A 14616-nucleotide genomic window follows, 5' to 3' on the forward strand; every position below is an offset into this window, starting at 1 on the left:
GTTCAGGTCCCGAGCGTCACTCGACCGTGACGGACTTCGCGAGGTTCCGCGGCTGGTCGACGTCGAGGCCCTTCGCGGTCGCGAGCTCGAGCGCGAAGATGTGCAGCGGCACGACCTGCAGCACGGGCTCGAGCATCGGCAGGGTGAGCGGCACGCGCAGCACGACGTCGGCGTACGGCAGCACCGCGGCGTCGCCGGCCTCGGCGACCACGATGACGCGAGCGCCGCGCGCCCGGATCTCCTGGATGTTCGAGACGATCTTCGAGTGCAGCAGCGGCTCGTTGCGCGGGCTCGGCACCACGACGAAGACGACCTGGCCCGGCTCGATGAGCGCGATCGGGCCGTGCTTGAGCTCGCCGCCCGCGAAGCCCTCCGCGTGGATGTAGCTGATCTCCTTGAGCTTGAGCGCGCCCTCGAGCGCGACGGGGTAGCCCACGTGGCGGCCGAGGAAGAGCACCGAGCGGCTGTCGGCCATCCAGTGCGCGAGCTCGTGCACGGCCTCCTGCTCGGCGAGCACCTGCCGCAGCTCGGCGGGCAGCTCGCGCATCTCGGCGACGACCTCGGCGATCGCCTCGTCGGCCATCGTGCCGCGCACGCGCGCGAGGTGCAGGCCGAACAGCAGCTGGCCGATCACCTGCGCGAGGAAGGCCTTCGTCGACGCGACCGCGACCTCGGGGCCGGCGTGCGTGTAGAGCACGGCCTCCGACTCGCGCGGGATCGTCGCGCCCTGCGTGTTGCAGATCGACAGCGTGCGCGCGCCCTGCGCCTTGGCGTGCTGCACGGCCATCTTCGTGTCCATCGTCTCGCCGGACTGCGAGATCGAGATGACGAGCGTGCGCTCGTCGAGCACCGGGTCGCGGTAGCGGAACTCGTGCGCGAGGTCGACCTCGACGGGCACGCGCGCCCAGGTCTCGATCGCGTACTTGCCGACGAGGCCCGAGTAGTTCGCGGTGCCGCACGCGACGATCACGATGCGGTCGATCGAGCGCAGCGCCTCGTCGTCGAGCGCGCCGAGGTCGAGCTCGACGTGCGAGTCGGCGAGGCGGCCGCGCATCGTGTTCTCGACGGCCTCGGGGCCCTCCGAGATCTCCTTCGCCATGAAGGAGTTCCAGCCGCCCTTCTCGGCGGCCGACGCATCCCAGCTCACCTCGAAGCGCTTCGGCTCGACGGCGTTGCCGTCGAAGTCGGTGACGGATGCGCTGTCGCGCGTGATCGTGACGATCTGGTCGTTGTCGAGGGCGGCGGCGTTCGGCGTGAACTTCACGAACGCGCTCACGTCGCTGCCGAGGAAGTGCTCCCCCTCGCCGTAGCCGACGAGCAGCGGCGAGTTGTGGGAGGCGCCGACGACGACGCCCGGCTGCTCGGCGTGCATCGCGAGCAGCGTGAACTGGCCGTGCAGCCGCCCCACGACCTGCCGCATCGCCGCGGTCAGGTCGCCGGTCTCGCGGTAGGCCCGGCCGAGCAGCTTCGCGGCGGCCTCGGTGTCGGTCTCGCTCGCGAAGGCCTCGCCGGCCGCCTCGAGCTCGGCGCGGAGCTCGGCGAAGTTCTCGATGATGCCGTTGTGGATGAGCGAGAGCCGGCCGTCGTCGCCGACGTGCGGGTGCGCGTTCTCGTCGGTCGGGCCGCCGTGCGTCGCCCAGCGCGTGTGGCCGATGCCGGTCGCCGAGGCGGGCAGCGGCGCGTCCTCGAGGCTCGCGCGCAGCACGGCGAGCTTGCCGCCCTTCTTGCGCAGCGCGATGTGGTCGCCGTCGATGACGGACACCCCGGCGCTGTCGTAGCCGCGGTACTCGAGCCGCGACAGCCCTTCGAGCAGCACGTCGACCGTGCCGCGCTCACCCGTGTATCCGACGATTCCACACATGGGGTCGATCCTACCGGCGGTAGAGTCGCGCTCGATGTCGCACCCGATCAGCTCGCCGTTCGTCGAGATCGACCGCGCCGATTGGGCGAGGCTCGCGCCCCACGTGCCCGACCCGCTCACCGAGGCCGAGGTGCGGCGCATCCGCGGCACGGGCGACCGGCTCGAGCTGCGCGAGGTGGCGGAGGTCTACCTGCCGCTGTCGAAGCTCATCAGCCTCTACCGCGACTCGGCCGCCCGCCTGCATCGCGAGACGACCGAGTTCCTGGGCGCCCCGACGCATCCGACCCCCTTCGTGCTCGGCGTCGCCGGCTCCGTCGCGGTCGGCAAGTCGACGACCGCACGCCTGCTCAAGGAGCTCCTCGGCCGGTGGCAGGGCGAGCTGCGCGTCGACCTCGTGACGACCGACGGCTTCCTGCACCCGAACCGCGTGCTCGAGCAGCGCGGCATCATGGGCCGCAAGGGCTTCCCCGAGTCGTACGACCGGCGCGCGCTGCTGCAGTTCGTGACGCGCGTGAAGTCGGGCGAGGCCGAGGTGCGGGCCCCGGTCTACTCGCACCTCTCGTACGACATCGTGCCGGGCGAGGAGATCGTGGTGCGGCGCCCCGACCTCCTCATCGTCGAGGGGCTCAACGTGCTGCAGCCGCCGCCGACGGGCTCGCACCTCGCGGTCTCCGACCTCTTCGACTTCTCGGTCTACGTGGATGCGCGCACGCGCGCGATCCGGGAGTGGTACATCGAGCGCTTCTTCACTCTCAAGGCGACCGCGTTCCAAGACCCGCAGTCGTACTTCCACCGCTTCGCGGACATGACGGATGCGCAGGCGCGCGCGTACTCGTCGGACATCTGGGACTCGATCAACGGCCCGAACCTCGTCGAGCACATCCTGCCGACCCGCTCGCGCGCCGACCTCGTGCTGCGGAAGGACGACGACCACACGATCCGGAGCGTTCTGCTCCGCAAGGTGTAGCCCTGCCCCCGCTGGTCGAGTAGCCGCCGAAGGCGGCGCATCGAGACCCGGCTCCGCCGAGCTGACCGCTCACGCGCCGGCTGACCGCTCACCCGCGGCAGTGACCCGCGCAAGTGACCACTCACCCGCGCAAGTGACCACTCACACGCGGGAGGCGCCACTCACACGCGGAAGGCGCCGCTCACACGCGGGAGGCGCCGCTCAAGTGCGGGAGGCGCCACTCAGATGCGGGCTACGGGGCCGGGACGCCCTCGACGACGTTCGGCGATCGCGCGGCGCGCGTGCGCGGGCTCTGCCCGAGCCGCACGAGCACGACGCCCGCGATGATCGCGGCGGCGCCGAGCAGCTGCGGCGGGGTCGGCAGGATCCACAGCAGCAGCGCGGTCCAGGCGATCGCGAACATCGTCTCGGAGTAGCCGACGAAGCTCGCGAGCGTCGCGCCGAGCCGGCGGCCGCCGAGGATGCCGAGCACGTAGGCGGCGGCGGTCGAGACGAGCACCACGAGCGCGACCGCGACCCACATCGGCACGGTCGAGCCGGCGAGCACGACCGGCTCAGCGGTCGCCTCGAACGGCAGCAGCCCCGAGAGCGACGCGGCGCCGAGCACGACCGCGCCGACGACCATGCCGAGGCCCGCGAGCGCGATGGGGTGCAGCTCGGAGTCGGGCTTCGACGCGACGACCCAGTAGGCGGCGTTGCCGATCGCCGAGCCGAGCGCGAGGAGCACCCCGATCGGGTGCAGCGCGTCGCCGCCGACCCCCGAGATGAGGGCGAGACCGACGAGCGCGACGCCCGCGCCCGCGAGCGTGAGCCACGCCGGCGCGCGGCGCGTGACGGCCCACGTGGCGAAGACGAGGAGCACGGGTCCGAGGAACTCGATGAGCAGCGCGAGCGAGGGCTGGATGTAGGCGACGGCGCTGAAGAACGCGAGCTGGCACAGCGCGATCGCGAGCACGCCGAGCACGAGCACCTCCTTCCACGACCGGGCCACCGCATCCCACCGACCGCGCAGCAGCCACAGCGTCGGGCCGAGCAGCACGAGCGCGCCGCCGCTGATGCGCACGGTCGTGACCGCCCCGGAGGACCATCCCGCGTCGAGGAGCGAGGAGGCGAGGATGCCGGAGATGCCGAACGACGCGGCGCTCGCGAGCGCGAAGGCGAGGCCGATCGATCGACGAGCGTGCATCGGCGGGGCCCCTGTCTCGATAGCATCGTGCTCACGACGGCACGGTGTCACGACCGTCGGGCCTGACAGTCGCGATCCTAACCGAGGTCAACCAGTGTCGCTGCCGTATCCGAAGGAGCTCGTGCAAGTGCTCGAGTTCGCCGCCGACCTGTGCAATCGGCGACGCGATGCAGAGCTCCAGACGGCCGTGAGCCTGCGGCAGACGTGCGCCTCGTGGGGCTTCCCCGGCGCGAGCGGCGCGACGCGCGCCGACCTCGAGGCGACGTGGGGCCGGATCGAGGCGATCGAGCGCATGTGGGACGCGGACCGCGACACCGTCGCGTCGATGGTGAACCGCATCTTCGAGGAGACCGGAGCGAGCCCGCGGCTCGTGCGGCACGACGCCTTCGACTGGCACCTGCACGGGCTGCCGCACGGCGCATCGCTCGCCGACACGATCGCGGTCGACGCCGCGATGGCGCTCGGCGACCTCGTGCGCCTCGACGACCTCGAGCGCTGCCGGCGCTGCGCCGACGTGCGCTGCGAGCGGATGTTCCTCGACCTCTCGCGCAACCGATCGCGCCGGTTCTGCTCGACGCGATGCCAGTCCCGCACGAACGTCGCCGCCTTCCGCGCACGCGCGCTCGAGGGGTAGCCGTCGGACGACCTCCCAGGTTGCCGGGAGGATGCTGTCGCGCATGGCAACGACCACGACCGCGGAGCCTGCGGGTCACTCGACGAAGCTGAAGCGCGGCATCACGACGCTGCTGCTGTTCTTCTTCTTCATCGTCGGCGACACGCTCGGCGCAGGCATCTACACGCTCGTCGGCACGATGGCGGCCGACGTCGGCGGCGTGCTGTGGGTGCCGCTCGTCCTCGCGCTCGTGCTCGCACTGCTGACGGCCGGCACGTACGCCGAGCTCATCACGAAGTACCCGCACGCGGGCGGCGCCGCCCGCTACGCGGAGCGCGCCTTCGACAAGCCGTACGTGACGTTCCTCATCGGCTTCCTCATGCTCGCGGCGGGCATCACGACCGCCGCGGCGCTCGCCAACGCGTTCGCGGGCGACTACCTGCAGGCGCTCGTGCCCGACATCCCGACGATCCCGGTCGCGATCGGCTTCATCGCGCTGCTCGTGCTCGTCAACCTGCGGGGCGTGCGGGAGTCGCTCATCGCGAACGTGGGTGCGACCGTCGTCGAGATGACGGGGCTCATCATCATCGTCGTCGTCGCGGCGATCGTCTTCGGCTCCGGCGGCGGCGAGCCCGCGCGCCTCACGAGCTTCGCCGAGGGCGTGCCGCCGCTCTCCGGCGCCTTCGCGGCTCTGTGCTCGCGCTCAGCGCGTCCGTCGCCCTGCTGACGCAGCAGAGCCTGCAGACGTGGCTCATCGCGGGAGGCTACGTCGTGGTCGGCACGATCCTGTTCCTCGTCGCCCGCGCCGCCCGCCGGCGCGAGCACCGGCAGGGCACGGCGGAGCCGACGCGCGAGCTGCGGCTCGAGCGGCCGATCGTGCGCGACGACGACTGACGCGAAGCGGGCGGAGCCCGCGACCGGCGCTAGGCGCTGACCGCGAGCTCCGCGCGCACGAGCTCCGCGAGCTCGTCGGCGATCGACTGGGCGACGTGGTGCTCCTGCGCCTCGACCATGACGCGCACCATCTTCTCGGTGCCCGAGGGGCGCAGCAGCACGCGGCCGTTCGAGCCGAGCTCCGCCTCGGCGCGCGCGACGGCGTCGGCGATCGGCTGGTTGCCGCGCAGGCCGAGCCGGTCGACGCCCGAGACGTTGACGAGCACTTGCGGGTAGACCTCCATGACCGCGGCGAGCTCGCTGAGCGGCTTGCCGGTGCGCGCCATCTCGGCGGCGATCTGCAGGCCCGTGAGGATGCCGTCGCCGGTCGTGGCGTAGCGGGAGAAGATGATGTGCCCCGACTGCTCGCCGCCGAGCGCGAGCCCGTACTCCCGCAGCGCCTCGAGCACGTAGCGGTCGCCGACGGCGGTCTGCACGAGCTCGATGCCGTGCCGCTCCATCGCCACCCGCAGGCCGAGGTTCGACATGACGGTCGCGACGAGGGTGTCGTCGGTGAGGCGGCCGCGGCGCTTGCCGGAGAGCGCGAGGATCGCCATGATCTGGTCGCCGTCGACGACCTTCCCGTCGGCGTCGATCGCGAGGCAGCGATCGGCGTCGCCGTCGTGGGCGATGCCGAGGTCGGCGCCCGACGAGACGACGAGCTCGCGCAGCTGCTCGAGGTGGGTCGAGCCGACCTCGCGGTTGATGTTGAGCCCGTCGGGGTCGTTGCCCATCACGGTCACGCGCGCGCCCGCATCCGCGAAGGCGCGCGGGCTCACGCCCGCGGCGGCGCCGTGCGCGCAGTCGAGCGCGACGTGCAGCCCCTCGAGGCTCACGTCGAGCGTGCCGAGCAGGTGCACGAGGTAGCGGTCCTCGGCGTCCGAGAAGCGGCGGATCGTGCCGACCTCGGCCCCGATCGGGCGCAGCGGCGCCCCGGCGAGCGCGAGCTCGATCTCGTCCTCGACCGCGTCGGGCAGCTTGCGGCCGCCGCGGGCGAAGAACTTGATGCCGTTGTCGGGCGCCGGGTTGTGCGACGCCGAGACCATGACGCCGAAGTCGGCGTCGATGTCCTGCACGAGGTAGGCCGCGGCGGGGGTCGTGATCACGCCGGCGTCGAGCACGTCGACGCCGCTCGAGGCGAGGCCCGCCGAGACGGCCGCGGCGATGAACTCACCCGAGACGCGCGGATCCCGCGCGACGACGGCGACAGGGCGCCGCGACTCCTGCCGGGCGGTTCGCCCGAGCACGAGTGCGGCGCCCTGTGCCAGCGCCAGCGCCGATTCTGCCGTGATGTCGAGGCCTGCGAGGCCTCGGACGCCATCCGTGCCGAAGAGGCGCGACATCGATCAGCGCTTCGAGTACTGCGGTGCCTTGCGGGCCTTCTTGAGGCCGGCCTTCTTGCGCTCGATGACGCGCGCGTCGCGCGAGAGGAAGCCGGCCTTCTTGAGCTCCGGGCGGTTGTTCTCGACGTCGATCTCGTTGAGCGCGCGGGCGATGCCGAGGCGCAGCGCGCCGGCCTGGCCCGAGGGGCCGCCGCCCGAGATGCGGGCGATCACGTCGTACGAGCCCTGCAGCTCGAGGAGCGTGAACGGGTCGTTGATGAGCTGCTGGTGCAGCTTGTTCGGGAAGTAGTCCTCGAGCGTGCGGCCGTTCACGGTGAACGAGCCGGAGCCGGGGACGAGCCGCACGCGGGCGATGGCCTGCTTGCGACGGCCGACGGCCTGGCCGCCGATGTTGACGACGCGGGGCGCGCGGGGAGCCTCAGCCGCCGGCGTCTCGGTCGAGAAGCTCTCGGGAGCCTCGATGGAGTCTGCGATCTTCGCCATGTCTGGTGTCTCCTCGCGCCCTACTGGGCGACCTGGTCGAACGTGTAGGGGGTCGGCTGCTGCGCCGCGTGCGGGTGCTCGGGGCCGGCGTAGACCTTGAGCTTCTTGATCTGGGCGCGGCCGAGCGAGTTCTTCGGCAGCATGCCGCGGATCGCCTTCTCGACGGTGCGGACGGGGTAGCGCTCGAGCATCTCCTCGTAGCCGACCGCCTTGAGGCCGCCGGGCTGGCCCGAGTGGCGGTAGGCGATCTTCTTCTGGAGCTTCTGGCCCGTGAGGGCCACCTTCTCGGCGTTGACGACGATGACGAAGTCGCCCATGTCCATGTGGGGGGCGAAGGTCGGCTTGTGCTTGCCGCGGAGCACCGCGGCAGCGTGGCTGGCCAGGCGGCCGAGCACCACGTCGGTGGCGTCGATGACGATCCAGTCGTGCTGGACCTCCGCCGCCTTGGGCGAGTACGTGCGAGTCATTGGTTGCCTCACTGATCGAATGGATGGTCGTGAATCCCGCTCCGAGGTGTTGTCGCGGCGATGCCGGGCAACCATCCGGTGGAGGGCTCATTCGGGTGGGCACGGGCGTGCGCACCAAGGATCGAGCATAGCCGCTCGCTCCCGGGCAGGTCAACCGGCGGTCACCGGTCGATCGAGGGGTCGTACTCCTCCTCGTCCTCGTGCCACACGACCTCGACGACCTCCTCGCGCGTCGCGGGCTCCTCGATCGCCTCCGCCTCGATCGGCGAGCCGAGCGCGAGCTCCTCGAGCGGGTCGACGACGGGGGCGGATGCGGTGAAGGCGTCGGGCACGACGGCCCGGTCCTCGGCCGCGACCGTCGGCACCGCCGAGCCGGACGCATCCGCCGTCGAGCCCGACGCATCCGCGGCCCCCGGCGCCTCGGCGCCCGCGCTGCTCCACGTGCGCGGGTCGGCGGCGTCGGCGACGTGCATGAGCGACTGCACCTCGGCCATGAAGCCCGTGAGCTGCGTCTGCTGGTAGCGGAGGCCGCGAGCGCGGTCCTCCGCGTCGCGCAGCACGTCCTTCGTGTGCTTCGTGACGGTGTCGACGATCGCCTGCGAGCGCTGCCGGGCCTCGTCGAGCATCGCGGAGGCGCGCGCCTTCGCGCTCGCCTCGATCTGCGCGGCCTGCGCCTTCGAGAGCTGCTCGTACGCCTCCGACTGCTCGGCGACGTGCTTCGCGTGCGCGAGCGCCGAGGCGACCTTCTCGTTCGCGTCGGCGGTGATGCGCTCGGCGTGCGCGACGGCCTGGTTGTGCAGGCGCAGGAACTCCTGCTGCGCGTCGTCCTGCCGGCGGGTGAGCGCCGCGTCGAGCTCGACCCGGCGCGCCTTGGCCTCGCGGACGATGCGGTCGGCGTCGAGCTTGAGGTCGTCGGTCTCGCGCGTCACCTGCGCGCGCAGCGCGGCGGCGGCGCGCTCGGCCTCGCCGAGCAGGACCTGCGCCTCGCGGTCGGCCTGCGCGACCTTCTCGCCGATCGAGCCGAGCTCGGTCTCGATGCGCGCGCGGTGGGCCGTCTGCTCCGTCTCGCTGCGGCGGCGCACGAGCTCGGCCTCGTGCTGCGCCTCCTGCAGCACGCGCGCGGCCTCCTCCTGCGCGTCGCGGCGGATGCGGTCGCGCTCGGCGTTCGCCTCGTCGAGGATCCGCTGCGCGGCGCTCGAGGCGTTCTCGACGAGCGACGACGCCTGGTCCTCGGCGACGCGCAGGATCTCGGCGAAGCGCACGCGCGTCTGGCGACCCTCCTTCGAGTCGTCCTCGTCGGTCTCCTCGGCGTCGTCGAGCGTCTGCACCTGCTGCGCGAGCCGCAGCATGCGCGCCTCGGCCTGGTCGGCGCGCGCGACGGCCGCGTCGAGGTCCTCGCTCAAGTGCTGCGCGCGCGCCTCGGCCTCGAGGCTGCGCGCCTCGGCCGTGCGCCGCACCTCGTCGAGCTCGGCGCGCAGCGCCGCGAGGGCGCCGTCCACCTGCTCGCGGTCGTACCCGCGGAAGACCTGATCGAACGACGACTGCTCCGTCATCACCACTCCTCGACTGACCGGTGCTGGGGCCCGGCCGCCTCGATCCTACGCCGCGCGCGAACCCGCCTGGCCCGCTCGAGCGCCGCTCTGGGAGCATGGGAGGACATGGCACCCCACGGCATCATCTTCGACCTCGACGGCACGCTCACCGACTCCAAGCCCGGCCTCTTCGCGAGCCTGCGGCACATGCACGCCGCGCTCGACTGGGAGCAGCCCAGCGACGAGGCCCTCCAGGCGTGGCTCGGCCCGCCGGTCGGCCAGAGCCTCAAGGAGGCCGGGCACGACGAGGCGACCGTCGAGCGCGCGCTCGCGGCCTTCCGCGAGCGGCTCGAGACGGGCCTCTTCGAGAGCGAGGTCTACCCGGGCATCGACGCGCTGCTCGCCGACCTCGACGGCGAGGGCACGCCGCTCGCCGTCGCGACGTTCAAGGTGCAGCCCGACGCGGAGCGCGTCATCGACCACTACGGGCTGCGCCACCGCTTCCGCGGCGTGCACGGCCGCAGCCCCGAGCTGCTCGGCCACTCGAAGGCGACCGTGATCGAGCGCGCCGTCGCCTCGATCGGCCGCGACGCGACCGACGTCGTCATGGTCGGCGACCGCGAGCACGACATCGCCTCGGCCGCCGAGCTCGGCATCCGCGCCATCGGCGTCGCCTACGGCTACGGCTCGCGCGCGGGGCTCGAGGCCGCGGGCGCCTGGCGGGTCGTCGACTCCGTCGACGAGCTGGGCGCCGCGCTGCGCTGACCCGGCCGGCCCGGCCTCACTCCTCGAGATCGGATGCGCTCCGTCGCGCCCGGGCGCGCTCGGCCTGCTGCGCGAGCCCTTCGTCGGGCGGGTAGCCGACCCCCACGAGCGTGAGGCCGTGCGCGGGCATGAGCCCCGTGAGAGGCGAGCGGCGACGCTCGTCGAGGAGCGCCACGGCCTGCGCGAGCCCGAGCCGCCCCTCCCCCACCCGCACGCACGCCGCCACGAGCGCCCGCACCATCGAGTGGCAGAACGCATCGGCGGTGAGCGACGCCGTCAGGAGCTGTCCGTGCTGCGCCCACGAGAACTCGCGCAGCTCGCGGATCGTCGTCGCCCCCTCGCGCGGCCGGCAGAACGCGGCGAAGTCGCGCAGCCCCACGAGCGCCGCCGCGGCGCGGCGCATCGCCTCGACGTCGAGCCCGTGCGGCACGTGCGCGGCGGTGCGGCGCTCGAGCGGGTCGGCGGGACCCGTCACGATGCGGTAGCGGTACGAGCGCGAGGTCGCCGAGAACCGCGCGTCGAAGCCCGGCGGTGCGATCGACACCCCGCGCACGACGAGGTCGCCCTCGGGCGCGGCGAGCCGCGAGAGCCGATGCGCGAGACGCTCCGGGCGCCGGCCGGCATCGGCCGCGAGCGCGTCGGGCACGTCGGCGTGCGCGACCTGCCCGCTCGCGTGCACGCCCGCATCCGTGCGACCCGCGACCGTCACCCTGATCGCCTCGCGCGCGACCGTCGAGAGCGCGCGCTCGAGCTCGCCCTGGCACGTGCGCAGCCCCGGCTGCGCGGCCCAGCCGGCGAAGCCGCCGCCGTCGTACGCGAGGTCGAGGCGGAGGCGCGGCATGCGCCCAGCCTATGCAGGCGGGCGGGGGCGGCCGCGCCCACGGGCCGCGGAGGTCACCTCGGTAGCCTCTCGCCATGCGAGTCCAGGAGCCCTTGCCCATCGAGCACTACGCCATGATCGGCGACCGCTCGACCGCCGCGCTCGTCGGGCGCGACGGCTCGATCGACTGGCTGTGCCTGCCGCACTTCGACTCGCACGCGTGCTTCGCCGCGCTGCTCGGCGACCGGCGGAACGGGCACTGGCGCATCGGCCCCGCGGGTCCCGCGACGACGACGCGCCGCTACCTGCCGGGCAGCCTCGTGCTCGAGACGACCCACGAGACCGCGAGCGGCACCGTGCGGGTGACGGATGCGATGCCCACCGGCGACGACCGCGCCGACGTCGTGCGCATCGTCGAGGGCGTCGCGGGCGAGGTCGAGATGGAGCAGGAGCTCGTCGTGCGCTTCGGCTACGGCTCGGTGCCGCCGTGGGTGCGCCGCGTGCGCGATCGCGGCGAGGAGGTGCTCGTGGCGATCGCCGGCCCCGACCGGCTCGTGCTGCGCGGCGCCCCGCTGCCCCGCAGCGCGCAGCACGCGCACCGCGGGACGTTCGCGGTGCGCGCGGGCGAGCGGTTCGTGCTCGACCTCTGCTGGCAGCACTCGTGGCTCCCGATCGCCGAGCCCGTCGGCGAGCCCGAGGTGGTCGCGACGACGGTCGCGGAGTCGGCCGAGTGGCTCGCCGAGCTCGACTACGACGGCCCGTACCTCGAGGCAGTGCAGTCGAGCGTGCTCGTGCTGCGCGCGCTCACCGACGAGGCGACCGGCGGCATCCTCGCCGCACCCACGACGTCGCTGCCCGAGGAACCGGGCGGCGTGCGCAACTGGGACTACCGCTTCACGTGGCTGCGCGACGCATCCCTCACCGTCGACGCGATGCTCGCCGTGCGGCTCGTCGAGCGCGTGGGCCTGTGGCGCGACTGGCTCCTGCGCGCGATCGCCGGCGACCCGCAGGACATGCGCATCATGTACCGCCGCGACGGCGGCCGCGACCTGCTCGAGCGGGAGCTGCCGCACCTGCCGGGCTACGGCGGCGCGCGGCCCGTGCGGATCGGCAACGGCGCCGCCGACCAGCGGCAGCACGACGTGCTCGGGCAGGTCATGCTCACGCTGCAGCGGCTCCGCGAGCTCGGCATCGCCGACAGCCACGACTCCTGGCACATGCAGCGCGCGCTGCTCGACGAGCTCGCGACCCACTGGCGCGAGCCCGATCACGGGCTGTGGGAGATGCGCGGCGAGCCGCAGCTCTTCACGCACTCGCGCGCGATGATGTGGGCGGCGTTCGACTGCGGCGTGCGGGCGGTCGAGGGCGGCTGCGACGGCGATGCGAGCCGCTGGGCGGAGCTGCGGGATGCGCTCCGCGAGGAGGTGCTCACGCGCGGCTTCGACGAGTCCACGGGCTCCTTCCGTCAGCACTACGGCACGAGCGACGTCGACGCCTCGCTCCTCCAGCTGCCGACGATCGGGATCGTCGAGCCGACCGACCCGCGCTTCCTCGGCACGATCGCGCGCATCGAGCAGGAGCTGCTCGTCGACGGCCTGCCGCTGCGCTACCGCACGACCGGGCTCGACGGGCTGCCGGGCGACGAGCACCCCTTCGTGCTGTGCGGCTTCTGGCTGGTGAGCGCCTACGCCCAGGCGGGCCGGATCGACGACGCGACCGCGCTCATGGACCGGCTCGTCGCGCTCCGCAACGACGTGGGGCTGCTGGCCGAGGAGATCGACCCGACGACCGGTCGCCACTGGGGCAACTTCCCGCAGGCCTTCTCGCACCTCGGCCTCGTGCTCGCCGCGACCGACCTCGAGCGGGCGCGGTCGTCGGCCGACGGCGCGTGAGACGACGAAGGGCCCCGCTCGCGCGGGGCCCTTCGATCGTGGAGCGGTGCTACTTGTTCTCGCGCGCCTGCGCCTCGGCCTGCGTCGCGGCGTCCTGCGTCGCGTCCGCGGCGTCCGCAGCAGCGGCGTCGGCGGCCTCGGCGGCGACCTGCTCGCCCTCGACCGTCGACTCCTGCGTCTCCGCGGCGTCGGCCTCGGCGACCTCGGTCTCGGCGTCGGTCGACTCGACCTCGGCCTCGTCCTCGGCTGCCTCGGCGGACTTCGCCTCCGCGGCCTCCTGGTCGGCGGCCGCGGTCGACGCCGCGGCGGCGGCCTTCGACTTCGACGGCTTCTTCGCGACCGGCTCGAGGACGAGCTCGATCTGCGCCATCGGGGCGTTGTCGCCCTTGCGGTAGCCGAGCTTCGTGATGCGGGTGTAGCCGCCCTCGCGCTCGGCGACGAGCGGCGCGATCTCGGTGAAGAGCTCGTGCACGACGCCCTTGTCGCCGATCACGGCGAGCACGCGACGACGCGCGTGCAGGTCGCCGCGCTTGGCGAACGTGATGAGGCGCTCGGCGATCGGGCGGAGGCGCTTGGCCTTCGTCTCGGTCGTCTTGATCGACTTGTGCGTGAACAGCGCGGCCGCGAGGTTCGCGAGCAGCAGGCGCTCGTGCGCCGGACCGCCTCCGAGGCGGGGACCCTTGGTGGGCTTGGGCATGGTTCCTTTATCCCTTGATCGTCAATCGGCCCGCGTCAGCGAGCGTCCTCGTCGTAACCGCTGTAGAAGTGCGCGCCGTCGAAGCCGGGCACCGCATCCTTGAGCGAGAGGCCGAGCTCGGTGAGCTTGTCGCGCACCTCGTCGACCGACTTCTGGCCGAAGTTGCGGATGTTCATGAGCTGCGTCTCGCTGAGCGCGACGAGCTCCGACACCGTGTTGATGCCCTCGCGCTTGAGGCAGTTGTAGGAGCGCACCGACAGGTCGAGCTCCTCGATCGGCGTGGCGAGCTCGCCCGAACCGATGGCCTCGGCGGGCGCCTGGCCGATCTCGATGCCCTCGGCCTCGGCGTTCAGGTCGCGCGTGAGGCCGAACAGCTCGACGAGCGTGCGACCGGCCGACGCGATGGCGTCGCGCGGCGAGATGGCCGGCTTCGTCTCGACGTCGACGACGAGCGAGTCGAAGTCGGTGCGCTCACCGGCACGCGTCGCCTCGACGCGGTAGGTGACCTTGAGCACGGGCGAGTAGATCGAGTCGACCGGGATGACGCCGGCCTCGGCGAACTCGTCGCGGTTCTGCGCTGCCGAGACGTAGCCGCGGCCGCGCTCGACGGTCAGCTCGAGCTGGAGCTTGGCCGAGTCGTTGAGCGTCGCGAGCACGAGCTCGGGGTTGTGGATCTCGACGCCGGCGGGCGTCGTGATGTCGCCGGCCGTCACCGTGCCCGCGCCCTGGCGCGAGAGGTAGGCGACGACGGGCTCGTCGTGCTCCGACGAGACGACGAGCTGCTTGATGTTCAGGATGATCTCGGTGACGTCCTCCTTGACACCGGCGATCGTCGAGAACTCGTGCAGCACGCCGTCGAGGCGGATGCTCGTGACGGCCGCGCCGGGGATCGACGACAGGAGGGTGCGGCGGAGCGAGTTGCCGAGGGTGTAGCCGAAGCCCGGCTCGAGCGGCTCGATCGTGAACCGCGAGCGGTGCTCGGCGATGGACTCCTCGGAGACAGTGGGGCGCTGGGCGATCAGCACGTGTCGGTTCCTTTCGGTCGCGAGTCCGCTAT

15 protein-coding genes are annotated in these 14616 nt (G+C 72.8%); 6 read left to right on the forward strand and 9 right to left on the reverse strand.

Annotated elements, in window-relative coordinates; all coding sequences use genetic code 11:
- Positions 1-16: 16 nt before the first annotated feature.
- Positions 17-1861: a glutamine--fructose-6-phosphate transaminase (isomerizing) gene (gene glmS / locus L332_RS23975; RefSeq protein WP_021010845.1), complete on the reverse strand. Its 1845-nt coding sequence runs from the start codon at positions 1859-1861 to the stop codon at positions 17-19.
- Positions 1862-1895: 34 nt separating this feature from the next.
- Between glmS and coaA the strand changes: the two genes are divergently transcribed.
- The gene (gene coaA / locus L332_RS23980; RefSeq protein ID WP_021010846.1) at positions 1896-2828 is read left to right on the forward strand and encodes a type I pantothenate kinase; all 933 of its coding nucleotides are present in this window, start codon (positions 1896-1898) and stop codon (positions 2826-2828) included.
- Between the two features lie 232 nt (positions 2829-3060).
- On the opposite strand, the gene L332_RS23985 is transcribed toward coaA, so the two are convergent.
- A complete protein-coding gene (locus tag L332_RS23985) occupies positions 3061-4014 on the reverse strand; it encodes an EamA family transporter (RefSeq protein WP_021010847.1) in 954 nt (317 codons plus the stop codon).
- Positions 4015-4108: 94 nt separating this feature from the next.
- On the opposite strand from L332_RS23985, the gene L332_RS30770 reads away from it, so the two are divergent.
- The 3 genes from L332_RS30770 to L332_RS24000 are packed head-to-tail and all read left to right on the forward strand — an operon-like array spanning position 4109 to position 5521.
- Complete coding sequence (locus tag L332_RS30770) at positions 4109-4648, forward strand: CGNR zinc finger domain-containing protein (RefSeq protein ID WP_021010848.1); 540 nt, start codon at positions 4109-4111, stop codon at positions 4646-4648.
- A 43-nt stretch (positions 4649-4691) separates the two neighbouring features.
- Entirely contained in the window at positions 4692-5354 is a 663-nt protein-coding gene (locus tag L332_RS23995) for an APC family permease (protein WP_021065036.1), read from the forward strand.
- Entirely contained in the window at positions 5321-5521 is a 201-nt protein-coding gene (locus L332_RS24000; RefSeq protein ID WP_021065037.1) for a hypothetical protein, read from the forward strand. Before L332_RS23995 ends, L332_RS24000 begins: the two co-directional genes overlap by 34 nt.
- A gap of 29 nt (positions 5522-5550) precedes the next feature.
- Here the strand turns inward: L332_RS24000 and glmM are convergent, their stop codons facing one another.
- The 4 genes from glmM to L332_RS24020 all read right to left on the reverse strand — a co-directional run bounded on the left by glmM (position 5551) and on the right by L332_RS24020 (position 9406).
- Positions 5551-6903, reverse strand: coding sequence for a phosphoglucosamine mutase (gene glmM, locus L332_RS24005; RefSeq protein ID WP_021010849.1), 1353 nt, complete (start codon positions 6901-6903; stop codon positions 5551-5553).
- Positions 6904-6906: 3 nt separating this feature from the next.
- Positions 6907-7386 carry a 30S ribosomal protein S9 gene (gene rpsI / locus L332_RS24010; RefSeq protein WP_021010850.1) on the reverse strand — a complete coding sequence of 160 codons (480 nt, stop codon included), beginning with the start codon at positions 7384-7386 and terminating at the stop codon, positions 6907-6909.
- A gap of 20 nt (positions 7387-7406) precedes the next feature.
- Complete coding sequence (rplM, locus tag L332_RS24015) at positions 7407-7853, reverse strand: 50S ribosomal protein L13 (protein ID WP_021010851.1); 447 nt, start codon at positions 7851-7853, stop codon at positions 7407-7409.
- 161 nt (positions 7854-8014) lie between these two features.
- Complete coding sequence (locus L332_RS24020) at positions 8015-9406, reverse strand: coiled-coil domain-containing protein (protein ID WP_021065038.1); 1392 nt, start codon at positions 9404-9406, stop codon at positions 8015-8017.
- A 105-nt stretch (positions 9407-9511) separates the two neighbouring features.
- On the opposite strand from L332_RS24020, the gene L332_RS24025 reads away from it, so the two are divergent.
- A complete protein-coding gene (locus L332_RS24025) occupies positions 9512-10150 on the forward strand; it encodes an HAD hydrolase-like protein (protein ID WP_021065039.1) in 639 nt (212 codons plus the stop codon).
- Between the two features lie 16 nt (positions 10151-10166).
- Here the strand turns inward: L332_RS24025 and truA are convergent, their stop codons facing one another.
- On the reverse strand, positions 10167-10991 hold the full coding sequence (gene truA / locus L332_RS24030; protein WP_021010854.1) for a tRNA pseudouridine(38-40) synthase TruA: 825 nt from the start codon (positions 10989-10991) through the stop codon (positions 10167-10169).
- A gap of 74 nt (positions 10992-11065) precedes the next feature.
- Between truA and L332_RS24035 the strand changes: the two genes are divergently transcribed.
- Positions 11066-12862 (forward strand): glycoside hydrolase family 15 protein, encoded by a 1797-nt coding sequence (locus L332_RS24035; RefSeq protein ID WP_021065040.1) that lies wholly within the window; start codon positions 11066-11068, stop codon positions 12860-12862.
- 49 nt (positions 12863-12911) lie between these two features.
- On the opposite strand, the gene rplQ is transcribed toward L332_RS24035, so the two are convergent.
- Complete coding sequence (gene rplQ / locus L332_RS24040; RefSeq protein WP_021010856.1) at positions 12912-13559, reverse strand: 50S ribosomal protein L17; 648 nt, start codon at positions 13557-13559, stop codon at positions 12912-12914.
- 35 nt (positions 13560-13594) lie between these two features.
- Entirely contained in the window at positions 13595-14584 is a 990-nt protein-coding gene (locus L332_RS24045) for a DNA-directed RNA polymerase subunit alpha (protein WP_021010857.1), read from the reverse strand.
- Positions 14585-14616 lie beyond the last annotated feature (32 nt).

The organism is Agrococcus pavilionensis RW1 (assembly GCF_000400485.1).
Classification (GTDB): domain Bacteria; phylum Actinomycetota; class Actinomycetes; order Actinomycetales; family Microbacteriaceae; genus Agrococcus; species Agrococcus pavilionensis.